Raw genomic sequence first — 23,848 nt, 5'->3', positions numbered from 1 at the left:
TCATGAACCACTTTCCCTCCACCGACGCCAACAACCAGGCCGTGCGCACCGAGCGGCTCACGCTGACCGCTGCCGACGGCTACCCGCTGGTTGCGCACCGATTCCACAGCCCGTCTCCACCGCGTGGCCACCTGGTGGTCGGTGGCGCCACCGCCGTACCCCAAGGTTTTTACAAGCGCTTTGCCGAGCACGCCGCGCGCCGGGGCTTTGACGTGCTCACGCTGGACTACCGCGGCATCGGGCAGTCAGCCCCGAGCACGCTCAAGGGCTTTCGCATGGACTACCTCGACTGGGGCCGGCTCGACCTTGCCGCAGCGGTGGAGGCCATGCGCCAGGAGGGCATGCCGCTGTACCTGGTCGGCCATTCCTATGGCGGCCACGCCCTGGGCCTGTTGCCCGACCCCGGTGCGGTGGACGGGGCATACACCTTCGCCACCGGCGCTGGCTGGCACGGCTGGATGCCGCCGCTGGAGCGCCTGCGCGTGCTCTTCATGTGGCGCGTGCTGGGGCCGGTGTGGACGCGCATGGCCGGCTATTTGCCGTGGAGCCGGCTCGGCATGGGCGAAGACCTGCCGATCGATGTGTACCGCCAGTGGCGCCAGTGGTGCCGCTTCCCGCGCTACTTTTTCGACGATCCGGCCATGCGTGCGACCACCGAGCGTTTTGGCGATGTGCGTTTCCCCATCGTCGCCGTGAACGCGCTGGACGATGCCTGGGCACCGCCGGCCTCGCGCGACGCCTTCATGGCCGGCTACCGCAACGCCGAGGTGCGCAGCGTCACGCTCGATGCCCGCCGCGCGGGCCTGGGCGCCATCGGGCATATGGGTTATTTCAGGCCCAGGGCCCAGCCGCTGTGGAACGATGCGCTGGACTGGTTTGCCACACAAACACAGCGCCGTTCGGCGGTTGTCTGAAGCGACCAACACCCACGCGGGAGCTCCGTCAAATGAGGTGCAAACGCTCGCTTGCCCGTGCTACAAACCGGCATGCTTTTACATCTCGGATACAAGAACCGGTTCGTCGCCCTGGGGCTGGCAGTCCTGCTGGCGTGCGCATCGGCGCTGGCCCAAGGTGTTGACGCGCCGGCCCAGGGCCTGATCATCGGCTACCGTGTTTCGGCCGCCGATACCGAAGCCGAGCTGATCGACCGCAGTCCACGAGCCAACGAGCGCGAGCGGGCGCGTGCGCGCTGGAAAGCCGCGTCCGACCAGACACGGGAACGCACCCGCCGCTTGGCCAGGGATGTGGGCTTGCCGCTGCGAGAAGCAGGCGAGGCGGGCAACGCTGCCCTGCTGAAATTCGATCGGCCCCTGAAGGGCCGCTCACTTGAGGACGCGATGCGCCGTGTGCGCCTGCACCCCGACGTGGCCTGGGTCGAGCCCAATGTGTTTGTGAAGCGGCTGCAGACCGTGACGCCCAACGATCCAAATTTCAACGATCAGTGGCATTTGCAGGTGCCGGGTGGCGGAAACCCCGCCGCCATGAACCTGCCCAGCGCTTGGCACCTGACCACGGGCAGCACAGGCACGCCTGTGGTGGTGGCTGTGGTTGACGGCGGGGTGCGGTTCGATCACCCCGACTTTGCGCTGCTGGGTGCACGCCTTTTGGCGGGATATGACCTGGTGAGCGACGTGGACGTGGCCAACGACGGCGGCGGGCGCGATGCCGACGCCAGCGACCCAGGGGACTGGGTGACGCTCGCCGAGTCGCAGACGACTTTGTTTGCGCAGTGCGACGTTGCCAACAGCTCGTGGCACGGCACCTTCATCACCGGCCAGATCGCTGCCGCCACGAACAATGGCGCAGGTGTGGCCGGCATCAACTGGGGTGCCCGCATCCTGCCGGTGCGCGTGGCGGGCAAGTGCGGTGCACTGGTCTCCGACCTGCTGGACGGAGTGCGCTGGGCCGCCGGCTTGCCGGTGGCGGGCGTGCCGACCAACAACAACCCGGCGCGCGTGATCAACCTGAGCTTCGGTGGCGACGCGCCTTGCAGCGCGGCTTACCAGGACGCCATCAACGCCGCGACCGACGCCGGTGCGCTGGTGGTGGTGGCTGCGGGCAACGGCAGCGGTGCGCTCAAGCGGCCCGCCGACTGCCAGCGCGTCATGACGGTGGCGGCTGTGCGCAAGGACGGCGCCAAGGCCGACTACTCCAGCTTCGGTCCGCAGGTGGCGCTCTCTGCGCCGGGTGGCTCCGACGAAGCGGGCGACGTGAACCTGCTGCTCTCCACCGACAATGCTGGGACAACCGTGCCGGGTGTCAATGGATACGGCTACAAGCAGGGCACCAGCTTTGCCGTGCCCCAGGCCGTGGGTGTGGCCAGCCTCATGCTGTCCGTCAACAGCGCGCTGACACCCACTGCGCTGATTGAACGCATGAAGCAGGCCGCCGCCGCCCGCGGCCACATCGATGTCGCCTTTGGCCAATGTACCCTGCCCACCAGCGGTTTGTGCGAGTGCACCACCACCACCTGCGGCGCCGGCCTCCTCGACGCCGCCACATCGGTCCAGCTGGCCACCGGCCCGGCGGCGGTCATCACCCCCATCGGCACCGTCACTCCAGGCACGGCGATCTCGCTCAACGGCTCGGCCAGCGTGGCGCTCACAGGCTTCAACATTGCCAGCCACCAATGGACCCAGGTCAGCGGACCCACAGTGGCCATCACGAATGCGTCAACGGCCATGGCCGGCGTGAGCCTGCCCAACTCGCAGGCCTCCTATGTATTCCGGCTCACCGTCACCGACGATTTCTTGCCGACCGCGCGCAGCGGCAGCGACACCGTGACCGTGGTCGCCGCATTTCCCGCCACCAGCGGTGGCGGGGGCGGCTCCAGCAGCCTGTTCTGGGGCTTGGCCCTGTGGGCCTGGGTGCTCGCCGTCTGCTGGCAGCAGCGCCGCACCCGGCGCCTGACCTGAGCAGGGTTCAGCCGCAGCGCTGCAGGCGCTTGCCCGCCATGGCCTCGCCCAAACCGTCGATGGCGGCGCGCTGGGTGTCGGTGATCGCCGGCAGGCGCACCGTGACGCTCTGACTCTCGGCCCGCTCCTGCGCCACCTTGGCCGTGCGGATGCCATCGCGCTCGGCCTTCTGCAGGGCTTGCTGCGCCGCCGCTTCGGAGGAATAGGTGCCCAGGGCCAGGCCGGGGGCCAGGCCGGGGGCGTTGATCTCGCGGAAAGACACGCCCAGCGCGCGCAGCTCGTCTTTCTTGCGATCGACCTGCTGCTGGTTGTCGTAGCGGCCCATGTAGACGATCCAGCGCCCACCGCTGCGCACCTCTGTGAACGAGAAGCCCGATGCAGGCAAGCCGAGCAAGGCCAGTTCGGCGCGCAGCAGCTCGGCCTGATCGTTGGTGAAGCCGCCGGCCTGCCAGCACGCGCGCGGGCCGCTGCCGGCCGCCACCGCCACGGTGGATGAGGGCGGGGGCGCAGGTGCGGGCGCAACGGGTTCGGACACGCTGGGTGCCGGAAGTGGCGGCTCAACCACCACTGCAGCCGGTGCTTCCGGCACGGGCGCCGACACGACCGGTGCGGTCTCGGGCCGTGGGCCGTTGAGCAGGCGCAAGGTCTCTGGGCGCACCTGCTGCGCCATGCGTTGCGGTTCGCGTTGTTCGACGGGCTTCAGACCCAGCGTGTCCAGGTAGCCCTGCGACCAAGCAAAGTAGCCCGCGTTGCCGAGCACCAGCAACCAGATGGCCCACTTCAGCATGGGCGCACACTCACTTCGGCACTGGTCACCGTCTGCATGCCGCGTTCGGTGAGCACCTGCAGGGCACCGTCGTCGTTCACGCCGCAGGCCGTGCCGCGCGTGCCGTCCGAGAGCTGCACCGGCTGGCCATGCAGGGCATCCAACTGGGCAAAACGCTGGGCAAACGCCGCGAAGCCTTGCGAGGCAAACGCCTGGATGTCGCGCACCAGGGCCGGCGCCACGCGCTCCAGCACCTCGCCCGGCGTGATGCCCACCAGCACTTCAGACAGACCGGCCGGCGCCATGGCCGTCACGGCCGCACCGTCGGGCACCAGCGCGGCCACCGCCGACACCTCGGGCCGCGCCACGTTGATGCCCACGCCGATCACCACCATGCGCTGGCCCTGACCAGCCTCGCCGGTGCTGGCTGTTTCTACGAGGATGCCGCCGATCTTGCGTTGGTGCAGCCAGAGGTCGTTGGGCCATTTCAGGCGCACGTCGGGGTGCAGGCTCTGCGCCAGGCTCACGCCCACCGCCAGCGACAGGCCCGACCAGGTGGCGGGTGCCAAGGGCATGGCCAGCGAAAACGTGAGCGATTGACCGGGCTTGCTGTGCCAGCCCTTGCCCAGGCGCCCGCGCCCCGCCGTCTGGTCTTCGGCGGCGAGCAACACGGGCTCCATCAGGCCGCTGCGTGCGCGGCGCATGAGTTCGCTGCTGGTGGAGTCGATGCTGGGCAGCACCTCCACCGTGAACCCCGGCAGTGTCGGCTCGACGGCCTGCCAGATGGCTTCTGCGTGGCGGATCAGGGTGTCGGCCATGGGCCACTCAGCCCAGCTTTGACGCTTTGCCCGCGCGCTTGGGTGCGAGCAGCGTGCCGCGGCATTTTTTCGCACCACACCAGCAGGGGTACTCGGCCTTGAGTTTGGGGGTGTAGGGCTCGTCAATCACCAGGCCGTAGTCGTAGAACAGCTCTTCGCCGGCCTGGATGTTGCGCTGCGCGCGGATGAACACGCGGCCCTCGTCCACCTCGGCCTCGCAGTTGGGTGCGCAGCTGTGGTTGATCCAGCGCGCCGAGTTGCCGCCAAACTTGGCGTCAATCACGTGCTCTTCGTCGATGTGGAAATAGAAGGTGTGGTTCGGGTCGGTCGGGTCGTGCGGGTGGCGGCGCAGGGCTTCGTCCCAGGTGATGACCTCGCCCACATATTCAATCAGTGTTTCGCCCTCGGCCAGGTCCACCACGGCGTAGACCCCGCGGCCGTGCACGCCGGACTTGCGCGTCTGGATGCGCCGGCCAGCGCCGTTGGACTTCTCGACCGAGGCTGGTTTTTCAGCGGGCGCAGTCGACTTTTTGGGGCTTTTCGTCACGGCCGGAATATTTGGTAAGGTTGTTTCATGCAGGTGCGCGCGAGTGTGCGCGTGCCCATGTGCGCGTGTACACGCGCGTGGAAAGTTGATTGTAGAGATGAAAAACGAAGGTTCAGCCAAAACGCTGGTCATTGCCGAAAAGCCGTCCGTGGCCCAGGACATCGTGCGTGCGCTCACCCCGGTGGCGGGCAAGTTCGAGAAGCACGACGACCACTTCGAGAACGACCAGTACGTGGTCACTTCCGCTGTGGGCCACCTGGTGGAAATCGCCGCGCCTGAAGAGTTCGACGTCAAGCGCGGCAAGTGGAGCTTTGCCCACCTGCCGGTGCTGCCGCCCTACTTTGAACTCAAGCCGATCGACAAGACCAAGTCGCGCCTCTCCGCCGTGGTCAAGCAGGCCAAGCGCAAGGACGTGGCCCGACTCATCAACGCCTGCGACGCGGGCCGCGAGGGCGAGCTGATCTTTCGCCTGATCGAGCAGTACGCCGGAGGCTTGAAAGGCGGCAGCTACCAGAGCCTGGGCAAGCCGGTGCAGCGCCTGTGGCTGCAGTCCATGACACCTGCGGCGATTCGCGACGGGTTCGAGCACCTGCGCACCAACGAGCAAATGCAGGGCCTGGCCGACGCCGCGCGCAGCCGGTCCGAGGCCGACTGGATGGTGGGCATCAACGGCACCCGCGCCATGACCGCGTTCAACTCGCGCGACGGCGGCTTCTTCCTGACCACGGTCGGCCGGGTGCAGACACCCACGCTGTCCATCGTGGTCGAGCGCGAAGAGAAGATCCGCGCCCACCGCAGCCGCGACTACTGGGAAATCCACGCGAGCTTTCTGGCCGAGGCCGGCGAATACCCGGGCAAGTGGTTCGACCCGGCTTTCAAGAAACCCACCGGCGAAGACGCCGATCTGGAGCAGCGCGCCGACCGCGTGTGGAGCCAGCGCGAGGCCCTGGCCATTGCCGACGCGGTGCGCGGCAAGGCCGCCAGCGTCAAGGACGAAAGCAAACCGACCACGCAAGCCAGCGGCTTGTTGTACGACCTGACCAGTTTGCAGCGAGAGGCGAACGGCCGCTTTGGCTTCTCGGCCAAGACCACGCTGCAGCTGGCGCAAAGCCTGTACGAGCGCCACAAGGCGCTGACCTATCCGCGGACCGACTCGCGCGCCCTGCCCGAGGACTATTTGCCCACGGTGAAGGAAACCTTCGAGATGCTCGCCAACAGCGGCATGAAGCACTTGGCGCCGCATGCGCTGACCGCGCTCAACAACAATTACATCCGCCCGAGCAAGCGCATCTTCGACAACAGCAAGGTATCGGATCACTTTGCCATCATCCCCACGCTGCAAGCGCCCAGTGGGCTGAGCGATGCCGAGCAGAAGCTGTACGACCTCGTGGTGCGCCGCTTCCTGGCGGTGTTTTTCCCGTCGGCCGAGTTCATGGTCACCACCCGCATCACCTCGTCGGTCGGCCACCACTTCAAGACCGAAGGCAAGGTGCTGGTGAAGCCGGGCTGGATGGCGGTTTACGGCAAGGAAGCCGCCGAGGACGTGACCGACGCCAAGGAAGGCGACAAAGGCCAGAACCTGGTGCCGGTGCGCGAAGGCGAAACCGTGCGCACCGAGTCGGTGGAAAGCAAGGGCCTGAAAACCAAACCGCCGGCGCGCTATTCGGAAGCCACGTTGCTGGGCGCCATGGAGGGCGCGGGCAAGCTGGTCGACGACGACGAACTGCGCGAGGCCATGCAGGAAAAAGGCCTGGGCACGCCTGCCACGCGCGCGGCCACCATCGAAGGCTTGTTGACCGAAAAGTACATGTTCCGCGAAGGCCGCGAGATCATCCCCACGGCCAAGGCGTTCCAGCTCATGACGCTGTTGCGCGGCCTGGGCGTGGAAGAACTTTCCAAGGCCGAACTCACCGGCGAATGGGAATACAAGCTGGCGCAGATGGAGCACGGCAAGCTCAGCCGCAGCGCCTTCATGGCCGAGATCGCGCAGATGACCGAGCGCATGGTGAAGAAGGCCAAGGAATACGACCGCGACACCATCCCGGGCAACTACGCCACGCTGGCTACGCCCTGCCCCAACTGCGGTGGCGTGGTGAAAGAAAACTACCGCCGCTACACCTGCACCGGCAAAGATGGCTCCAGCGAAGGCTGCGGCTTCTCGTTCGGCAAGTCGCCGGCCGGTCGCACCTTCGAGCCGGACGAATCCGAGTTGCTGCTCAAGGACAAGAAGATTGGTCCTCTGGACGGCTTCCGCTCCAAGGCGGGCTGGCCCTTCGTGGCCGAGATCGTGCTCAAGTACAGCGAGGACGACAAGAACTGGAAGCTGGAGTTTGACTTTGGCGACGACAAGAAGGGCGAAGAAAGCGGCGAGATCGTCGACTTCAGCGCCAGCGAATCGCTGGGCGCCTGTCCCAAGTGCGGCGGCGCGGTGCACGAACACGGCAGCAACTACGTGTGCATCCGCTCGGTGCCCACCGAGCAGCAGCCCACGCCTACCTGCGACTTCAAGAGCGGCAAGATCATCCTGCAGCAGCCGGTGGCACGCGAGCAGATGAGCAAGCTGCTGGAGACCGGCAAGACGGATCTGCTCGACAAGTTCGTCTCCATGCGCACACGCCGCGCGTTCAAGGCCTTCCTGGCCTGGGACAAGGAGGCGGGCAAGGTGAACTTCGAGTTCGCACCGTCCAAGTTCCCGCCGCGCAAAACCGCATCCGGCGCGCCGGCCAAGGGTGCGCCGGCGAAGAAGGCTGCTGCCAAAGTGGCCGCAAAAGCCGCGCCCGCCAAGAAGGCCGCGGTGAAAAAAACGCCCGCCGTGAAGGCCGCCAAGGCCCCGCGCAAGACCACCGCCGCCACCGGCAAACAGCCCAGCGCCGCGCTGGCCGCGGTGATCGGCGAAGGCGCGGTGTCGCGTCCCGAGGTGGTGAAGAAGCTGTGGGACTACATCAAGGCCAATGGTCTGCAGGACGCGGGCGACAAGCGCCGTGTCAACGCCGACGCCAAGCTGGCGGCGGTGTTCGGCAAGCCGCAAGTGACCATGTTTGAAATCGCGGGCCTGCTGAGCCCTCACCTGAACTGAAAAAGAGACAAACCCATGAGCCTGAAACTGTATTTCGCCCCCGGTGCCTGCTCCTTCGTGCCGCACGCCATGCTCGAGCTGGCCAATGTCGAATTCGAGCCATCGATGGTGAAGCTGCACAAAGGTGAGCAGCGAGCGCCCGAGTATCTGGCGCTGAACCCGCGCGGCCAGGTGCCGGTGCTGGTCGATGGCGACGAGGTCATCACGCAGATCGTGGCCATCCTGTTGTACCTGGACGAAAAGTTGCCCATGGCCGGCATCCTGCCGCCGGCCGGCCTGGAGCGCGCCCGTGCCCTGCAGGTGCTGACCTGGATGAACAACACGGTGCACCCCACGTTCACCCACGTGTTCATGCCGCAGAAGTTCACCGACGACGAAGCCGCGCAGAAAGCCATCCGCGACTTCGGCGCAGCGCGTTACCGTGAGCTGCTGGGCGAGATCGAAGCCCTGGCTGCGAAAGCCGCTCCCTGGATGGTGGGCGCGCGACCCGGCGCGCTCGATGCGTATGCGCTCACGCTGCTGCGCTGGGGCGGCTACGCCGGCATCAACCCGGCCGATTTCCCGGCCACGTGGGAGCTGGTGCAGCGCTTCGCCGAATTGCCCGGCGTGGCCCGCGCGATCGAGCGCGAGAAGTTGCAGCTCAACGTGTACAAAGCCGCCTGAGCGTTATTCCCGCAGAACCTGTGGCTTGGTCGGTGTGAAACGCACCGACACCCGCAGTCCACGGCGGCTGCGCTCCGGGTGCGCATCTTCCATCGACACCGAAGCGCCGTGTTGTTGGGCGATTTCCTGCACGATCGCCAGGCCCAGGCCCGAGCCGTCGACGTTGGTGCCCAGCGCCCGGTAAAACGGCTGCATCACGAACTCGCGCTCGTTCTCCGGGATGCCCGGGCCGTCGTCTTCCACCTGCAGGATCTGCACGCCGCTGAAACGGTCCAGCAGCACACGCACCGTGACCACCCCGCCCTGCCCGGTGTAGTGGATCGCGTTGTCCACCAGGTTGCGCACCATCTCTTGCAACAGCGTCGGATTGCCGTCCATCAGGCAGTCGTCGGGCGTGTCGTCCGGGCCTTCAAAGCCGAGGTCGATGCCTGCCTCCAGCGCGCGCGGCACCGAGTCCTGCACCACGTCGGGCACCAGCCGGGCGAGGTCGATGCGCGCGCTGGGCAGGGTGCGGCCGGTGGTCTCGGCACGGGCCAGCGCCAGCAGCTGGTTCACCGTGTGTGTGGCGCGTGCGCTGGAGCGTGCAATCTGCTGCAGCGAGCCGCGGATCTCCACCGGGTCGGTTTCGCGTTGGGCCAGTTCGGCCTGCATGCGCAGACCCGCCAGCGGTGTCTTGAGCTGGTGCGCGGCATCGGCCAGAAACCGTTTTTGTGTGGTGAGAGAGGCCTTCAATCGCGTCAGCAGGTCGTTGATCGACGACACCAGCGGAGCCACTTCTTGCGGGATGAACGACTCCTCGATCGGGCTCAGGTCGTCGGGCTTGCGCGCGCGGATGCGTTGCTCCAGTTCGTTGAGCGGGCGGATGCCGCGCACCAGCGCCAGCCACACCAGCAGCACCGCCAGCGGCAGGATCACGAACTGCGGCACCATCACGCCTTTGACGATTTCGGCGGCCAGCGTCGATCGTTTGCCCTTGGTTTCGGCCACCTGCATCAGCACCAGGCGCTGCGGGTCGTTGCGCGCCAGCCAGGTGTAGGCCACCCGCACCTCGTCGCCGCGGACCACGTCGTCGCGCAGCATCACGCGCCCGGGCTCCGGCGCTTCGTTGTCGCGCGGCGGCGGGAAATCCAGCTCACCGCTGATGAGCGTTCCGCGGGGGTCGAGCACCTGGTAGTACACGAGGTCGCTGTCGTCGGCGCGCAGCAGGTCGCGTGCCTGTGCGTTGAGCTTGAAAGTGATCTTGTCGTTTTCCCGAACCACAAACTGGGTGAGCGCCTGCAGGTTGAACTCGAGCGCGCGGTCGAACGGCTTGCTGGCAATGCCTTGCGCGACGAACCAGGTGAGCACCAGCGAGAGTGGCCACAGCAGCAGCAGCGGCGTGAGCATCCAGTCCAGGATCTCGCCGAACAGGCTGCGCTGTTCGCGCTGGAACAGCCCGAAGGGCATGGGTGCCGACCGGCTTTCCACCGGCGGCAGCGGTTCGCTGAAGACCCGACCGTCAGCTGGGGATTTTTTCAAGGCAGTAGCCCAGGCCGCGCACCGTGGCGATGCGGATCGGACCTTTTTCGATCTTCTTGCGCAGCCGGTGGATGTAGACCTCGATCGCGTTGTTGCTCACTTCTTCGCCCCACTCACACAGCCGCTCGACCAGCTGGTCCTTGCTCACCAGGCGCCCGGCGCGCTGCAGCAGCACTTCGAGCAGGCCGAGTTCACGCGCCGAGAGTTCGACCATCTTGCCGTCGATGGTGGCCACGCGGCCGGCCTGGTCGTACTCGAGCGGACCGTGTCGGATGGTGTTGGTGCTGCCGCCCATGCCGCGACGGGTGAGTGCGCGCACCCGTGCTTCCAGCTCTTGCAGCGAGAACGGCTTGGCCATGTAGTCGTCTGCGCCATAGTCCAGGCCCTTCACGCGTTCTTCGATGCTGTCGGCCGCGGTGAGCACCAGCACCGGCAGCGCAGAGCCGCGCGAGCGCAGCCGCTTGAGCACCTCCAGGCCGTGCAGTTTCGGCAGACCGAGGTCGAGGATCAACAAGTCGAATTCGTTGTTGGTCATGAGCGCCGCATCGGCCTCGCTGCCGCTGGACACGTGGTCCACCGCAGCCCCGGCCGCGCGCAGGCTGCGCAACAAGCCGTCTGCCAGAACCTGGTCGTCTTCTGCAATCAGGATGCGCATGGTGAAGTCTCCTGGGCTGATCGGGCCGCGTTGTTATGGGGCCGCTGCGCGGGGGCACGCAGCGTTCAAGGCAAAGTCATTTTAGGTCGCATACCACGGTGCCGCAGTGGCTTGAATGGCAGGGTTTCACCGGGGCGGCACGGCCGCGCGTGCACCGGGGGCTTCCGATCCGTAGGCTTCCAGACCCAGCGCCACCACCGTGGCCACCGCGTCGCCCACCTGTGAGCGGAACTCGGCTTCGGCCTGCGCCACCGCTGTGCGAAACGCGTCCAGCCAGAGCAGGCCGGTGTCGGTGAAGATGATGCGCCGCGCGCGCGCATCGCGCGGGTCGGGCTCGCGGCGCACCAGGCCCCAAGCCTCGCACTGTGTCACCAGATCGCCCATGGCCTGCTTGCTCATGCCGGCCTGGTGGGCCAGCTCGGTCAGGCGCGAGCCGTGCAGGCCGAGGTGGCGCGTGATGTGGATGTGGGCCGCGCCCACCTGCGCGCGTGCGGCCAGGTGCGAGAGCGCCAGCGGCACGTTGACGTCGTGCGCCATCAGGCTGAGCACACGCTCGTCGAAGCGCCGCAGCGCCAGGCCCATCAGCCGGCCCAGGTGGCCGCCGCGCCAGCGGTCATCGGGTTCGGCGGGGGATTCGGGGATGCTGTCGACCATGTACAAATAGTAAGGCAAACTGACCAAATATCGAATGGTTTGATTTCAATGCGCCTGTAAACTGCTGTTCAAGCATCCAGCCTGTACACAACCACACAGGTCTGGCCAACCCTTCCAACCAGCCCAGGAGCCCCCATGGACGCAGCCGTCAAGCCCAACCCCCTCAACAGCGAAAAAGCCAAAGCCTTGCAGGTCGCGCTCGCCCAGATCGAAAAGCAGTTCGGCAAGGGCACCATCATGCGGCTGGGCGAAGGTGAGGTGATCGAAGACATTCAGGTGGTGTCCACCGGCTCGCTCGGCCTGGACATTGCGCTGGGCGTCGGCGGTTTGCCACGCGGCCGTGTGGTCGAGATCTACGGCCCGGAATCCTCGGGCAAGACCACGCTCACGCTGCAAGTGATCGCCGAAATGCAGAAGCTCGGCGGCCAGTGCGCGTTTGTCGACGCCGAACACGCGCTGGACATCCAGTACGCCCAAAAGCTCGGCGTGAACCTGCAGGACCTGCTGATTTCCCAGCCCGACACCGGCGAGCAGGCGCTCGAAATCGTGGACAGCCTGGTGCGCTCCGGCGCGGTCGATCTGATCGTGGTGGACTCGGTCGCCGCGCTCACGCCCAAGGCCGAACTCGAAGGCGAAATGGGCGACTCGCTGCCCGGCCTGCAGGCCCGCCTGATGAGCCAGGCGCTGCGCAAGCTCACCGCGCACATCAAGAAGACCAACTGCATGGTCATCTTCATCAACCAGATCCGCATGAAGATTGGTGTCATGTTCGGCAGCCCCGAGACCACCACCGGCGGCAATGCGCTCAAGTTCTATGCCTCGGTGCGCCTGGACATCCGCCGCACCGGCACCATCAAGAAGGGAGACGACGCGATCGGCAACGAGACCAAGGTCAAGGTGGTCAAGAACAAGGTTGCGTCGCCCTTCAAGACGGCCGAATTCGACATCCTGTTCGGCGAAGGCATCAGCCGCGAAGGCGAGATCCTGGACCTGGGCGTGGTGCACCGCGTGGTCGAAAAATCGGGCGCCTGGTACGCCTACAACGGCGAAAAAATCGGACAGGGCCGCGACAACTCGCGCGAATTCCTGCGCGAGAACCCTGAGTTGCGCGTGGAGATCGAGAACAAGGTGCGCACCGAGCTGGGCGTTCCGCTGTTGCCGGTGGACGAGGCACCAGCGCCCGCCAAGGGTGGCAAGGCTGCAAAAGCCGCCAAGGCCGCGGCGACCGACACCGCGCCGCTGGCCGAGTGAGGATGGCGCTCGCGGCCGCGACCGCAGCCGTGAGCGTGTGACGCAATGAACCCCCACGCTCCGCACTTCGTGTCGTCGCTGCCCCCCGAGGGGGCGCTGGCCCTCCTTGGGACGGCCTGGCGGAGGTCCTGACATGGGCTTCAACCAGATTTCCATCAAAGGCCGCGCCCTGCGCCTGCTTTCGGGCCGCGAACACTCGCGCGCCGAATTGCAGCGCAAGTTGCACCAGCATGAAACCGAGCCCGGCGAGCTGGCCAAAGCGCTGGACGAGCTGGAGGCCAAGGGCTTCATCGACGAACAGCGTGTCCTCGAATCGGTGGTGCATCAGCGCTCAGTGAAGCTCGGCGCTTCCCGCGTGCGCCAGGAATTGCAGGCCAAGGGCCTGAACCCCGAGGCCGTGGCGCAAGCGGTTGCGGATCTGCAAGTCACCGAGGTGGCGCGCGCCCGCGAGGTCTGGCGCAAGAAGTTCGGCCAGCCGCCAGCCGACCTGGCCGAGCGCGGCAAGCAGATGCGGTTCCTCGCCTCGCGGGGCTTTGGCGGTGAAGCGATCCGGCGCGTGGTGCAGGGCGCCGAGGACGACGACGCGGGTCTTTAAAGCCCGAGCATCAGTTTCAGGTTTTGAACCGCTGCGCCGCTGGCGCCTTTGCCCAGGTTGTCCAGCCGGGCCACCACCACGGCGTGGTGGGCGGCCTCATTGCCGAACACGCGGATCTCCAGCTTGTTGGAGTCGTTCAAGGCCAGAGCGTCGAGCTTGCCGCTGTCGGTCGCCGGCTCGGCGCTCACCCAGTCGCTGCCTGCGTAATGCCTGGCGTAGACGGCGTGCAGATCGGCCAGCGTCGACTGACCCGGCAAGGTGTCCAGGTGCAGTGGCAACTCGACCAGCATGCCCTGCTCGAAATTGCCCACCGCCGGGATGAAGATGGGGCGGCGTGTGAGCCCTGTGTAGGCCATGATTTCCGGAATGTGCTTGTGCTGCAGACCCAGCGCGTAGAGCTCGAAAGCCGGGGCTTCGCCCTTCTCGTAGGCCTCGATCATGGCGCGACCGCCGCCCGAATAGCCGCTCACGGCGGGAAGGCAGACCGGGTGATCGGCGGGCAGCACACCCGCGTCGATCAGGGGGCGCAGCATGGCGATGGCGCCGCTGGCGTAGCAGCCCGGGTTGGCCACGCGGTTGGCGTTCACCACGGCCTGGCGCTGATCGGCTGCGAGTTCAGGAAACCCGAACACCCAGCCCGGCGCCGTGCGGTGCGCCGTGGAGGCGTCGATGATCTTGGGCTGGTGGCCGACCATCGCATCGATCATGGCCACCGATTCGCGCGCGGCGTCGTCGTGCAGGCACAGGATGACCAGATCGACCTGGGCCATGAGTTCGCGTTTGGCGGCCGGGTCCTTGCGGCGCTCGGAAGCGATGCTCACCATTTCAATGGCGGGCATGCGCTGCAGCCGCTCGCGAATCTGCAAGCCGGTGGTGCCGGCTTCGCCGTCGATGAAAACCTTGGCCATGGCTGGTCCGCCTTGTCAGTGTGGGTTCAGGAGAGCGGCCAACAATCGCGGTCGCTGGCGGTTGCCGGCGCGCGATTTTGGTGCAATGCACCATGATACAGTTACCGGTTGCTGTTTTTCAGTGCCACTCTTTCGACCACCCGATGCGGATCGGTCGACGATCCCTCTATCCATTCTTGAGAGAGTCCTCATGAAGATCCACGAATACCAAGGCAAGGAAATCTTGCGCCAGTTTGGTGTGCCGGTGCCCCGCGGCATCCCGGCTTTCACGGTGCAGGAGGCGGTCGAAGCCGCCCAGAAACTGGGCGGCCCCGTGTGGGTGGTCAAGGCCCAGATCCACGCCGGCGGCCGTGGCAAGGGTGGTGGCGTGAAGGTGGCCAAAACGGTTGAAGACGTCAAGCGCATCTCCGGCGAAATCCTGGGCATGCAGCTCAAGACCCACCAGACCGGCCCCGAAGGCCAGAAGGTGCGTCGCCTCTACATTGAAGACGGCGCCGACATCAAGAACGAACTGTACGTGTCGCTGGTCACCGACCGCGCCACGCAGAAGGTGGCCCTGATCGCATCGAGCGAAGGCGGCATGGACATTGAGGAAGTCGCGCACTCCACGCCCGAGAAGATCATCACCGAGATGATCGATCCCTTGGCCGGCATCACCGAAGCCCAGTCGCGCAAGGTGGCTGCGGCCATCGGCCTGACCGGTGCCTCCGTGGATCAGGCAGTGGACATCTTCGCCAAGATCTACAAGTGCTACATGGACACCGACGCGTCCTTGGTGGAGATCAACCCCCTGAACTGCGACTCCAAGGGCAACCTGATGGCGCTGGACGCGAAGTTCAACTTCGACGCCAACGCGCTGTTCCGCCATCCCGAAATCGTGGCCTACCGCGATCTGGACGAAGAAGATCCGGCCGAAGTCGAAGCGTCCAAGTTCGACCTCGCCTACATCAGCCTGGACGGCAACATCGGCTGCCTGGTGAACGGCGCCGGTCTGGCCATGGCCACCATGGACACCATCAAGCTGTTCGGCGGCGAGCCGGCCAACTTCCTGGACGTGGGCGGTGGCGCCACCGCCGAGAAGGTCACCGAAGCCTTCAAGATCATGCTCAAGAACACCAAGGTCAAGGGCATCCTGGTCAACATCTTCGGCGGCATCATGAAGTGCGACACCATCGCCACCGGCGTGATCACCGCCTGCAAGGCGACCAACCTCAGCGTGCCCCTTGTCGTGCGCATGAAGGGCACCAACGAAGAGCTGGGCAAGAAGATGCTGGCCGAGTCCGGCCTGCCCATCATCGCGGCCGACACCATGGCCGAAGCCGCGACGAAGATCGTTGCCGCCGTTAAGTAATGACCTTGGGGACAGACCTTTAGCTCTGTCCTCAACTGACTAGGAAGAACACCATGTCGATCTACATCAACAAAGACACCAAGGTCATCACCCAGGGCATCACCGGCAAGACCGGTCAGTTCCACACCGAAAAGTGCCAGGAATACGCGAACGGCAAAAACGCCTTCGTGGCCGGCGTGAACCCGAAGAAGGCCGGCGAGTCGATCTTCAACATCCCGATCTACGCCTCGGTGAAGGAAGCCGCGTCGCAAACCGGCGCCACCGTGTCGGTGATCTACGTGCCGCCCGCAGGCGCCGCTGCGGCCATCTGGGAAGCCGTTGAAGCCGACCTGGATCTGGCGATCTGCATCACCGAAGGCATCCCGGTCAAGGACATGCTCGAAGTGCGCAACCGCATGAAGGCCAAGGAAGCCGCTGGCGGCAAGAAGACCCTGCTGCTGGGCCCGAACTGCCCCGGCCTGATCACGCCCGACGAGATCAAGATCGGCATCATGCCCGGCCACATCCACCGCAAGGGCCGCATCGGCGTGGTCTCGCGCTCCGGCACGCTGACCTATGAAGCCGTGGCCATGCTGACCGAAGTGGGTCTGGGCCAGTCGAGTGCCGTCGGCATTGGTGGCGACCCCATCAACGGCCTCAAGCACATCGATGTGATGCAAGCGTTCAACGACGATCCCGACACCGACGCCGTGATCATGATCGGCGAGATCGGTGGCCCGGACGAAGCCGAAGCTGCCATGTGGTGCAAGGCGAACATGAAGAAGCCCATCGTCGGCTTCATCGCCGGTGTGACCGCCCCTCCCGGAAAGCGCATGGGCCACGCCGGTGCGCTGATCTCCGGCGGCGCCGACACGGCTGATGCCAAGCTTGCGATCATGGAAGAGTCGGGCTTCATCATCACGCGCAACCCGTCCGAGCTGGGCAAGCTGCTCAAAGCCCAGCTGTAAAGCAGCCCTGGGCTGACGTGACAAAGGCAACGCTTGCGTTGCCTTTTTTTCGTCCGGTGTTTGTGTTCGGCCTCAAACACACATAAACGCTTGCTCTCGGAGTCGAGCGTGAAACAAAATGCAACATCTTGGGTTCAATGCCTGCCGCTGACACCCGATGAGTCTTGCAGGGCCGCGTTTCAATGCGAGCTCGACCGCCCGCATTGAAACCAACCCGGTCCTCCATCCGTGTCCACCAGCCAACGCCCGAACCGGCCCAAGCGCAAGCGCCCCTTGTGGCGCTCCGACGCGGCCATGGGCCTGGCCGTTGTGCTCGCGGTTGTCACCTTGAACGCGGCCACCGATTTTTTCAGCGGTCTGGAACGTCGCTTTTACGACCTGGCCAGCACGCAGACCAGCCGCCTGCCCAGCGACCGCATCGCGGTCATCGCCATCGACGACCAGAGCGTGGCCAACATCGGCCGCTGGCCCTGGCCGCGCGAGGTGCACGCCCAGCTGATCGACCAGCTCGGCGCGGCGGGTGCCAAAACCGTGGCGCACACCGCCTTTTTCTTCGAACCCCAGACCGACCGCGGCCTGGTGCAACTGCGCGAGCTGCGCGGTTTGCTCGATGGATCTCAGACCGGCAGCGCGCCATTGACCGATCTGGGCGACCAGGGCCGCCAGCGCCTGCTGGGGTTTATCGGCCAGGCCGAACGGCAACTCGACTCCGACGCCCGTCTGGTGGCCAGCATGGCGCGCGCGGGCAACGTGATCGTGCCATCGGTGTTCGAACTGGGTGAACCCCAGGGGCGTGTGGATCAGCCTTTGCCGGCATTTGCCCAGCGCAGCGCCGTTGCGGACAACTCGGCCTTGGGTGTGCCGGCGCTGCGTTCGCAGCAACCACTGCCCGCCATTGGCGAAGCGGCCTGGGCCGTGGGGCACCTCAACCAGCTGCCCGATGTGGATGGCGCTGTGCGCCAAGAAGGCTTGCTGGTTCAGTTTGATGGCTTCGCCGTGCCGTCCATGGCCCTGGCCATTGCCGCGAACAGCCTGAACCTCACAGCCAAAGACATGCAGCTGTTGCCCGGCGAAGGCGTGCAGCTCGGCCGCAGCGTGATCCCGACCGACAGCGCAGCCCGCCTGCTGCCGCAGTTCTATCCCGACCGCGACGGCAAGCCGGCGTTTGCGGTGGACTCGTTCTACGACGTGCTCTCCGGCCGCATTCCGGCCAGCAAATACGCCGACAAGATCGTGATCATCGGCGCCACCGCCGCGGGTGTGGGCACCCTGTTCACCACGCCGGTGTCGGCGGCCATGTCGCCCGCCGCCATCCTGGCCCACATCACCTCCAGCATCCTGAGCAACCACCACATCGTGCAGCCGCTTTGGGGCGGCTACGCGGTGCTCGCGGCCTTGTTGCTGATCGCGGGCTACATCGTGTGGCTGCTGCCCCGCCTGTCGGCGGCCGCCGGTGCGGCTTGCACCGCCGCGCTCTTCGTGGCCTTGCTGGGTGCCGAGTTCGGGCTGTTGTCGGTCGCGGCCACGTGGCTTCCGCTGGTGTTCCCGGCGTCGCTCCTGCTGATCGGGCACCTCGCACTTACCACGCGCCGCTTCCTCGTCACCGAGGCGGGCAAGACCAAGTCCGATGAGGAGTCGGCCGAGACCAACCGCATGATGGGCCTGGCGCTGCAGGGCCAGGGCCAGCTCGACATGGCGTTTGACCGCATGCGCCGCGTGCCCTTCAGCGACGCGCTGATGGACAACCTCAAGCACCTGGCACTCGATTTCGAGCGCAAACGCCAGTTCAACAAGGCCGAGGCGGTTTACGAGCACATGGCCAAGCTCGACCGCAACGACGCCGATGTGCAGCGACGCTTGAAGCGGGCGAAGAATCTGTCGGAAACGGTGGTGCTGGGCGGCGGCTCGGCGCATCCAGGTGGCACCCTGCTGCTGGACAACGGCGGTGTGGAAAAACCCATGCTCGGCCGTTATCAGGTGGAAAAAGAGCTCGGCAAGGGCGCGATGGGCGTGGTCTATCAGGGATGCGATCCGAAAATCGGCCGTACGGTGGCCATCAAGACGCTGGCGCTGAGCGCCGAATTCGAAGGCTCCGAGCTGGTCGATGTGCGCGAACGGTTCTTCCGCGAGGCCGAAACCGCGGGCCGCCTGCAGCACCCCAACATCGTCACCATCTTCGACGCGGGCGAAGAGCACGACCTCGCCTTCATCGCCATGGAGTTCCTGCCGGGACGTGATCTTGTGGAGTATTCGCGCCCGGGCAACCTGTTGCCGGTGGCCACCGTTCTGAGCATCGGAGAGCAAGTGGCGCTGGCGCTGGAACATGCCCATCGCCAGCAGGTTGTGCACCGCGACATCAAACCTGCCAACGTGATGTTTGATGCCGCGACCCAGTCGGTCAAGGTCACAGACTTCGGCATCGCGCGCATCACCGGGTCGAGCAAGACCAAGACCGGCATGGTGCTGGGCACACCCAGTTTCATGTCGCCCGAGCAGCTCGCCGGACTGCACGTGGACGGCCGTTCCGACCTTTATTCGCTGGGCGTGATGCTGTTCCAGTTGCTCACCGGCAGCCTCCCACTCAAGGGCGACTCCATGGCCGCCCTGATGTACCAGATCGCCAACCAGCCCGCACCCAGCGTGCGCAGCTTGCGGCCCGATCTGTCGCAAGCCCTGGCCGACGTGCTCGAACGCGCCCTGGCCAAGTCGCCCGCCGATCGTTTTCAGAGCGGTGCCGAACTGGCCGCTCAACTGCGGCGCTGTGTCGGTTCTGGTGAAGACGCGTCCATGCCGGGTGCTGCGGCGCCCGGGACCGAGAGCGCGTTTGAAGCCACGCACGCGTTCCCGCACGCATCGGAAAACGCCATGGTTGCCACCCTTGTCACGCCGCCGCCCGCTTCGTCACGCGGTTCCTGAAAAGACAGCATCGTTCTGCGGGTATAACTTGAACTCTATGAATTTTGAGTATTTTTGTTTGACCGACCCCGGGTTGGTTCGGGACAACAACGAGGACTCCGTGTCGCTGGATGCGGAGAACCAGATTGCTGTCCTGGCCGACGGCATGGGCGGCTACAACGCCGGCGAAGTCGCCAGTGCCATGGCGACCACCTTCATCAAGACCGAGCTGGGACGGTGGATGGCCGAGGGCGGCAATGAGGCCAGCGTGCGCGAGCTGCGCCGCGCCATGGAAATCTGCATCGACAACGCCAACCGCTCCATCTTCAATGCCGCCAACTCCAACCCGCAGTACGCGGGCATGGGCACCACCCTGGTGATGGGCGTGTTCCTGGACGCGCGCGTCATGGTCGGACACGTGGGCGACTCGCGCTGCTACCGCCTGCGGGAAGGCAACTTCGTTCAGATCACCCGCGACCACTCGCTGCTGCAAGAGCAGATCGACGCCGGCCTGATCTCGCTGGAGCAGGCCCAGTACGCCACCCACAAGAACCTCGTGACCCGCGCGCTCGGCGTCGAAGACACGGTGTTGCTCGAAGTCAACGAATACCGGGTCGAAGACGACGATCTCTACCTTTTTTGCTCGGACGGATTGAGCGACATGATGAGCGACGAGCGCATCGCCGCGATACTCGTGACGGCCGGCACACTCGAAGAAAAAGCCCAGGCCCTGGTGGACGCTGCCAACGATGCCGGGGGGCGGGACAACATATCGGTGATACTGGCGTATGCTCGTTCGAAACCGGTGCGCAAAGGCCTACTTTCGCGCATGCTGGGTAAGTGATTCCGTGTCAGACCAACAGATTTACAGGTTCCAGAGGAGTCGGCCATGCCGAAAATGATCGTTTCCATCGACGGTGTCGTCATCAAGGAAGTGCAGCTCACCAAAGACCGCACCACGTTGGGTCGCCGTCCGTACAACGACATCGTGATAGACAACCTGGCCGTCAGTGGTGAACACGCCGTCATGCAGATGTCCGGCATGGATGTGTTCCTGGAAGACCTCAACAGCACCAACGGTACCTACGTCAACGGCAAGGCGATCAAGAAGCAGCAGCTGCAAAGCGGCGACACGGTCGAGATCGGCAAGTACAAGATCAAGTTTGTGCACGAAGGCGCCAACGAGAGCCATGAAAAAACCATGGTGATCAGCGCCGGCACGGTGGTTCCGCCCGAGCCCACTGTGGCCATGGTCGTGGCCAACGCCGCCATCAAAGTCATGTCGGGCACGGCAGCGGGTCGCGAAGTGCCCCTGGTGAAGGTGGTCACCACCATCGGCAAGCCCGGGGTGGCCGTGGCCGCCATCACCCGCCGCCCCCACGGTTTCGTGGTGGCCATGGTCGAAGGTGTGCAAAAGCCCACCATCAACGGCAGCCCCATCGGCACCGACGCGGTGAACCTGCGCCACGGCGACATGCTGGAACTCGCCGGGACCAAGATGCAATTCGTCCAGCAATAAGCTGCCCCGGCCTTCCGCCTTTGACGAACCCCGGCGGCGCCTGACCTTCCCGGTGTCAGGCCATCCGCCCCTCCCGCCATGCCGCAGACCCTGATACAGCGCAGTCTGCGCGCGGCGGTCATGCTCGTTCCGCTGCTGCTGGCGGCCCTGCACGCCCTGGGCTTCATCCGGACCAACGCGCTGCACCGTCTCGACCACACCGCCTATGACATGCGTCTCAGGGCCAGCATGCCCGGCACGCTGGAGCCGCGGGTGGTGATCGTCGACATCGACTCCGAGAGCCTGGCCGCCATCGGCCCCTGGCCCTGGCCGCGTGCGCAGTTGGCGCACCTGGTGGACAAGCTGTTCGAGCAGCAGGAAATCGCCGTGCTCGGCTTTGACATCGTGTTTCCCAAGTCGGACCCGCGAGCCGGCGGCGATGCCGCCCTGGCGACTGCGCTGCGCGACCGCCCCGTGGTGCTGGGTTACTTTTTCAGCAACGAACCCACCGCGCGCAACACAGGCCTGTTGCCGGCCCCGGTGATGAGCGGCGAAGCGTTGAACGGCAGGCTGGTGCGCGTCACGCGCTGGGATGCGTATGAGTCCAACATTCCCGAACTCGCGCAGGCCGCACCCCGGGCCGGCGCGTTCAACGCCCTGCCCGACAGCGATGGCGTGGTGCGTTCGGTGCCTCTGCTGGCCGAGCACCAGGGTCAGGCCTACGAGTCGCTGGCGCTGGCGGTCTTCCGTCGTGTGCTGGGTTCGCCGTCGGTGGAGCCCGGTTTCGCGACCGGGCTCTTGATGGGCCGCAGAGTCAGTGACCTGGAGAGCCTGCGTCTGGCGCACGACGGGCAGACGCTCACGATTCCGGTGGACGAGCGCGTCGCAGCATTGGTGCCTTACCGCGGACCCGGCGGTCCCGAAGGCGGTTCGTTTCAATACGTCTCGGCCGTCGATCTCCTGTCGGATCGCGTGCCTGCGGCGCAACTCCGGGGCAGGATCGTACTGATGGGCACCACCGCCCCCAGCCTGAAAGACTTGCGTCTCACGCCAATGGGCGCCAACTACCCAGGCGTTGAAGCCCACGCCAACCTGATCACCGGCCTGCTCGACGGCCGTCTGCCCGTGAAGCCCGATTACGCACTGGGCTACGAGATGCTGGTGCTGGTGGCCTCCAGTCTCGTGCTCGTGGGGCTGTTGCCGGGGCTGGGCGTCTGGTCGGGCGCGGCGCTGAGCGCTGCACTCCTCGGTATGGTGATCGGGCTCAACAGCTGGCTGCAGTTGCGTCACGGCCTGGTGCTGCCCCTGGCTGGGTCCGTGTTGATGATTCTGTTCACCGCCGCACTCGGCGTGGTCAGCCAGCGTTGGACATGGGGTGCCAAACCACCCGGTTCACACTATCCCCCAGCATCGAATCTGGCGAAACTCTGCGCCGTCTATGGGGTGGACCAGATCGCCACCGAACAAGACCGCCAGCGCCAACCCGGCTTCGTCTGGCAGGAAATCGATCGTCTGCGCCTGGGGCCGGATGTCCCGCCGATGCCCATCTACGCCCCGTTGAGCACGAGCGGCGAGCTCGCCACCGAGCAGCGCGACGAACTCCGCCTTTGGCAACAGGCCCTGCGTGCCTGGCGTGCGCAAGACTGGGATGCGTGCGATGTGCATCTGCTCAACCTCCAGCGGCAAAATGCCAAAAAAGTCCTTTACCGCCTTTACGCCGACAGAGTAGCCTCACGCAGGCAATTGCCGCTGGATCCCGCCTGGGACGGCGCAACCCCCATCGAATCGCTGCAAACTCCGCCATCCCGGACCGGCTCCACCGGCCACACCATGTCAAAGAGTCCATGAAAGTCCGCGTGTTGGGGTGTTCAGGCGCCATTGCCCATGGCTGCCGCACCACCTCGTTCCTGCTCGACCACGACGTCTTGATCGACGCCGGCACGGGTGTGGGCGATCTCACGCTGGACGAGATGGCCCAGATCGACCACGTGCTGCTCACGCATTCGCACCTGGACCACGTGGCTTCGCTGCCGCTCATGCTCGACGCCGTGGCCGCGCGCAGGCTCTCTGCAGGCGCTCAGCCCCTGCAAGTCCACGCCCTGCCCGGCACCATCGCCGCGCTCAAGGCCCACATCTTCAACAACCTGATCTGGCCCGACTTCTCCGCCATCCCCAGCGCAGAGCGCCCACTTATGCGCTTCGTGCCCATTGCGGTGGGTGAGGTGCTGCAGGTGTGTGGCAAGGCCGTGGAAGTACTGCCTGCCGTGCACACCGTGCCTGCGGTCGGTTTTGCCGCCAACACCCCGTCGGGCCATTGGGTGTTCAGCGGCGACACCGGGCGCAACCCCGCTTTCTGGCGACGCGTCAACCAGTTGCCCGTGGCCCTGCTGGTGATCGAAACCGCGTTCAGCGACCGCGAAGAAGCCCTGGCCCAGCGCAGCCTGCACCTGGCGCCCGGCCTGCTCGCCGAAGAGCTTGCGCAGATCGACCCCGCCCAGCACTACCCGATCTACATCACCCACACCAAGCCCGCTGAAACCGGCCTGATCATGGATGAGATCCGCCGTTTCGACGATGTGTCCAACGGTGCAGACAGCGCCCACCACGACATCCGCTGGCTCAGCGCCGGGCAAACTTTCGAACTATGAAACCGGGTTGGCGGGGCGCGCGTGTGGGTGACAAAAACGGTTCTCGACCCTTGAAGTGACAAAAAATGTCGGTCATGAACCGACCCAGATGTCACAAATGGTCACTGTGCGGTGCTTAAGCGTGAAATAGGCCTCAGAAAACA

The 23,848-nt window shown here is 65.6% G+C and carries 20 protein-coding genes; 13 read left to right on the top strand and 7 right to left on the bottom strand.

Features of this window, described 5'->3' with window-relative positions:
- Positions 1–2 precede the first annotated feature (2 nt).
- Together Q7J44_RS08355 and Q7J44_RS08350 are read left to right on the top strand one after the other, a co-directional pair.
- A complete protein-coding gene (locus Q7J44_RS08355) occupies positions 3–914 on the top strand; it encodes an alpha/beta fold hydrolase (protein ID WP_304878822.1) in 912 nt (303 codons plus the stop codon).
- Between the two features lie 72 nt (positions 915–986).
- On the top strand, positions 987–2,915 hold the full coding sequence (locus tag Q7J44_RS08350; protein ID WP_304878820.1) for a S8 family peptidase: 1,929 nt from the start codon (positions 987–989) through the stop codon (positions 2,913–2,915).
- A 7-nt stretch (positions 2,916–2,922) separates the two neighbouring features.
- Here Q7J44_RS08350 and Q7J44_RS08345 read toward each other — a convergent pair whose 3' ends face one another.
- From Q7J44_RS08345 to Q7J44_RS08335, 3 genes are read right to left on the bottom strand one after another with little or no spacing between them, the layout of a single operon-like run.
- Positions 2,923–3,702, bottom strand: coding sequence for a hypothetical protein (locus Q7J44_RS08345; RefSeq protein WP_304878818.1), 780 nt, complete (start codon positions 3,700–3,702; stop codon positions 2,923–2,925).
- Positions 3,696–4,499 carry a biotin--[acetyl-CoA-carboxylase] ligase gene (locus Q7J44_RS08340; protein ID WP_304878816.1) on the bottom strand — a complete coding sequence of 268 codons (804 nt, stop codon included), beginning with the start codon at positions 4,497–4,499 and terminating at the stop codon, positions 3,696–3,698. Before Q7J44_RS08340 ends, Q7J44_RS08345 begins: the two co-directional genes overlap by 7 nt.
- A 7-nt stretch (positions 4,500–4,506) precedes the next feature.
- Positions 4,507–5,046 (bottom strand): SET domain-containing protein, encoded by a 540-nt coding sequence (locus Q7J44_RS08335; RefSeq protein ID WP_304878815.1) that lies wholly within the window; start codon positions 5,044–5,046, stop codon positions 4,507–4,509.
- Positions 5,047–5,143: 97 nt separating this feature from the next.
- On the opposite strand from Q7J44_RS08335, the gene Q7J44_RS08330 reads away from it, so the two are divergent.
- A complete protein-coding gene (locus Q7J44_RS08330) occupies positions 5,144–8,122 on the top strand; it encodes a DNA topoisomerase III (RefSeq protein WP_304878814.1) in 2,979 nt (992 codons plus the stop codon).
- A 15-nt stretch (positions 8,123–8,137) separates the two neighbouring features.
- A complete protein-coding gene (locus Q7J44_RS08325) occupies positions 8,138–8,785 on the top strand; it encodes a glutathione S-transferase family protein (protein WP_304878813.1) in 648 nt (215 codons plus the stop codon).
- 3 nt (positions 8,786–8,788) lie between these two features.
- Here Q7J44_RS08325 and Q7J44_RS08320 read toward each other — a convergent pair whose 3' ends face one another.
- The 3 genes from Q7J44_RS08320 to Q7J44_RS08310 form a co-directional block, all read right to left on the bottom strand.
- Complete coding sequence (locus Q7J44_RS08320) at positions 8,789–10,303, bottom strand: sensor histidine kinase (RefSeq protein WP_304878811.1); 1,515 nt, start codon at positions 10,301–10,303, stop codon at positions 8,789–8,791.
- The gene (locus tag Q7J44_RS08315; protein WP_291215727.1) at positions 10,284–10,958 is read right to left on the bottom strand and encodes a response regulator transcription factor; all 675 of its coding nucleotides are present in this window, start codon (positions 10,956–10,958) and stop codon (positions 10,284–10,286) included. Before Q7J44_RS08315 ends, Q7J44_RS08320 begins: the two co-directional genes overlap by 20 nt.
- 126 nt (positions 10,959–11,084) lie before the next feature.
- The gene (locus Q7J44_RS08310; RefSeq protein ID WP_291215725.1) at positions 11,085–11,612 is read right to left on the bottom strand and encodes a MarR family winged helix-turn-helix transcriptional regulator; all 528 of its coding nucleotides are present in this window, start codon (positions 11,610–11,612) and stop codon (positions 11,085–11,087) included.
- A gap of 135 nt (positions 11,613–11,747) precedes the next feature.
- Between Q7J44_RS08310 and recA the strand changes: the two genes are divergently transcribed.
- Both recA and recX read left to right on the top strand, forming a co-directional pair.
- Positions 11,748–12,863 carry a recombinase RecA gene (gene recA, locus Q7J44_RS08305; protein WP_291215723.1) on the top strand — a complete coding sequence of 372 codons (1,116 nt, stop codon included), beginning with the start codon at positions 11,748–11,750 and terminating at the stop codon, positions 12,861–12,863.
- A gap of 133 nt (positions 12,864–12,996) precedes the next feature.
- Positions 12,997–13,458 (top strand): recombination regulator RecX, encoded by a 462-nt coding sequence (gene recX / locus Q7J44_RS08300; protein ID WP_291215720.1) that lies wholly within the window; start codon positions 12,997–12,999, stop codon positions 13,456–13,458.
- Here the strand turns inward: recX and argC are convergent.
- On the bottom strand, positions 13,455–14,366 hold the full coding sequence (argC, locus tag Q7J44_RS08295; RefSeq protein ID WP_304878807.1) for an N-acetyl-gamma-glutamyl-phosphate reductase: 912 nt from the start codon (positions 14,364–14,366) through the stop codon (positions 13,455–13,457). The two genes, recX and argC, sit on opposite strands and share 4 nt — an antisense overlap.
- Positions 14,367–14,556: 190 nt before the next feature.
- Between argC and sucC the strand changes: the two genes are divergently transcribed.
- The 7 genes from sucC (at position 14,557) to Q7J44_RS08260 (ending at position 23,705) form a co-directional block, all read left to right on the top strand.
- Positions 14,557–15,717: an ADP-forming succinate--CoA ligase subunit beta gene (gene sucC / locus Q7J44_RS08290; RefSeq protein ID WP_291215716.1), complete on the top strand. Its 1,161-nt coding sequence runs from the start codon at positions 14,557–14,559 to the stop codon at positions 15,715–15,717.
- A 53-nt stretch (positions 15,718–15,770) separates the two neighbouring features.
- Positions 15,771–16,664 (top strand): succinate--CoA ligase subunit alpha, encoded by an 894-nt coding sequence (gene sucD / locus Q7J44_RS08285; protein WP_291215714.1) that lies wholly within the window; start codon positions 15,771–15,773, stop codon positions 16,662–16,664.
- Between the two features lie 228 nt (positions 16,665–16,892).
- Entirely contained in the window at positions 16,893–19,580 is a 2,688-nt protein-coding gene (locus Q7J44_RS08280) for a CHASE2 domain-containing serine/threonine-protein kinase (protein WP_304878805.1), read from the top strand.
- Positions 19,581–19,617: 37 nt separating this feature from the next.
- Positions 19,618–20,403 carry a Stp1/IreP family PP2C-type Ser/Thr phosphatase gene (locus Q7J44_RS08275; RefSeq protein WP_291215708.1) on the top strand — a complete coding sequence of 262 codons (786 nt, stop codon included), beginning with the start codon at positions 19,618–19,620 and terminating at the stop codon, positions 20,401–20,403.
- Between the two features lie 45 nt (positions 20,404–20,448).
- Positions 20,449–21,078: an FHA domain-containing protein gene (locus Q7J44_RS08270; RefSeq protein ID WP_291215706.1), complete on the top strand. Its 630-nt coding sequence runs from the start codon at positions 20,449–20,451 to the stop codon at positions 21,076–21,078.
- Between the two features lie 78 nt (positions 21,079–21,156).
- Positions 21,157–22,905: a CHASE2 domain-containing protein gene (locus Q7J44_RS08265; RefSeq protein ID WP_304878803.1), complete on the top strand. Its 1,749-nt coding sequence runs from the start codon at positions 21,157–21,159 to the stop codon at positions 22,903–22,905.
- A complete protein-coding gene (locus tag Q7J44_RS08260; protein WP_304878800.1) occupies positions 22,902–23,705 on the top strand; it encodes an MBL fold metallo-hydrolase in 804 nt (267 codons plus the stop codon). The genes Q7J44_RS08265 and Q7J44_RS08260 overlap by 4 nt, the downstream gene beginning before the upstream one ends.
- Positions 23,706–23,848: the final 143 nt, after the last annotated feature.

The sequence above is a fragment of the Pseudotabrizicola sp. genome (assembly GCF_030656345.1).
Classification (GTDB): domain Bacteria; phylum Pseudomonadota; class Alphaproteobacteria; order Rhodobacterales; family Rhodobacteraceae; genus Pseudotabrizicola.
This window is presented reverse-complemented; position numbering and strand designations above follow the sequence as displayed.